The organism is Actinomycetospora sp. (genome assembly GCF_055612215.1).
In genome coordinates, this window is the sequence record NZ_JBVPVA010000013.1 from 1 (window position 1) to 1,627 (window position 1,627).

The 1,627-nt window shown below is 70.6% G+C and carries 2 protein-coding genes and 1 pseudogene; all 3 read left to right on the forward strand.

Annotated elements, in window-relative coordinates:
* Positions 1 to 417: pseudogene (locus AC0CYZ_RS00265) on the forward strand (excinuclease ABC subunit UvrA); the annotation flags it as partial.
* Between the two features lie 352 nt (positions 418 to 769).
* Positions 770 to 1,318 (forward strand): translation initiation factor IF-3, encoded by a 549-nt coding sequence (gene infC, locus AC0CYZ_RS00270; RefSeq protein ID WP_472210839.1) that lies wholly within the window; start codon positions 770 to 772, stop codon positions 1,316 to 1,318.
* 109 nt (positions 1,319 to 1,427) lie between these two features.
* Positions 1,428 to 1,619, forward strand: coding sequence for a 50S ribosomal protein L35 (rpmI, locus tag AC0CYZ_RS00275; RefSeq protein WP_472210843.1), 192 nt, complete (start codon positions 1,428 to 1,430; stop codon positions 1,617 to 1,619).
* Positions 1,620 to 1,627 lie beyond the last annotated feature (8 nt).

Genomic DNA, 1,627 nt, shown 5'->3' on the forward strand with positions numbered 1-1,627 from the left:
CTGGGGTACGTGCGCCTCGGCCAGCCCGCGCCGACGCTGTCCGGCGGCGAGGCCCAGCGCGTGAAGCTGGCCTCGGAGCTGCAGAAGCGCTCGATGGGCCGGACGATCTACATCCTCGACGAGCCCACCACCGGGCTGCACTTCGAGGACATCCGCAAGCTCCTCGGCGTCATCAACGGCCTGGTCGACAAGGGGAACACGGTGCTCGTCATCGAGCACAACCTCGACGTCATCAAGGTGTCGGACTGGGTCGTGGACATGGGCCCCGAGGGCGGCGACGGCGGCGGCACGGTCGTGGCCGAGGGCACCCCGGAGCAGATCGCGGCCGCACCGGGCAGCTACACCGGGCAGTTCCTCGCGGGCCTGGTCACCCCGGAGCAGGCGCCCGCGAAGCGCTCGCGCGCCAAGGCGGGCTGAGCCCGGAGGCCGACACGCCGGGTGGTATGATTGCTGTGAGCGACCAGCTCGACGGGTGATTATTGCGCCCGCCGAGCGGCAAGTGGAGCCCCGCCTCCCACCCGGTCTGCCGCCTCAGGTGGCCGGGTTCCGGTCAGCCGGCCCGCAGGGGTCGGCGACGACGGCTCGTCGTCGGGCCCGTCCCGGCGTCGCCGCCAGATCGGTACGAGACAGGGCCCCCGCCACGAGCACGACGGCGCGGGGCCCGACGTCGTGGGAACACGGACCCCCCTCGCCGGGTTGCGACCGGAAACACTGTCGAACCCGAGGAGAACTCATCACCGTAGAGACGCGCATCAACGAGCGCATCCGCGTGCCCGAGGTCCGCCTGGTCGGACCGAACGGCGAGCAGGTGGGGATCGTGCGCATCGAGGACGCCCTGAGGCTGGCCCGTGAGGCCGATCTCGACCTCGTGGAGGTCGCCGCCCAGGCGCGCCCGCCGGTCTGCAAGCTCATGGACTACGGCAAGTTCAAGTACGAGAGCGCGCAGAAGGCCCGCGAGTCTCGCCGCAACCAGCAGCAGACCGTGATCAAGGAGCAGAAGCTCCGGCCGAAGATCGACCCGCACGACTACGAGACGAAGAAGGGTCACGTCACCCGCTTCCTCGGCCAGGGTCACAAGGTCAAGGTCACGATCATGTTCCGCGGTCGCGAGCAGTCGCGCCCGGAGCTCGGCTTCCGGCTGCTGCAGCGGCTCGCCGAGGACGTGGGCGAGCTCGCCTTCGTCGAGGCCTCCCCGAAGCAGGACGGCCGCAACATGACCATGGTGCTCGCGCCGAACAAGAAGATCGCGAAGACGCCGAAGCAGCAGGCCGCACAGCAGGCCGAGGCCGAGGCTGCCCAGCCCGAGCCCGCCTCCTGATCCGCGGGAGGGCGGGCCGTACCGTCGACGACGAGACGGCCCGCCCCACCCCGGCGGGGTGCCGCCAGAGCCGCCCCCCGGGCCGGCAGGACGACCAGGACGAGGACGCATGAAGAACAAGACCCACTCCGGGACCAAGAAGCGCATCAAGGTGTCGGGCACCGGCAAGCTGCTGCGCGAGAAGGCCGGCAAGCGCCACCTGCTGGAGAAGAAGTCCAGCGAGAAGACCCGTCGGCTCGCCGGCCAGGTCGAGGTCGCGCCGCAGGACACCAAGCGCCTGCGCAAGATGCTCGGCATCTGACAGCCCCC

What these genes read in the sequence shown, in the direction of transcription:
- rpmI (WP_472210843.1), top strand. Translation starts at nt 1,428, where the DNA reads ATGAAGAACAAGACCCACTCCGGGACCAAGAAGCGCATCAAGGTGTCG.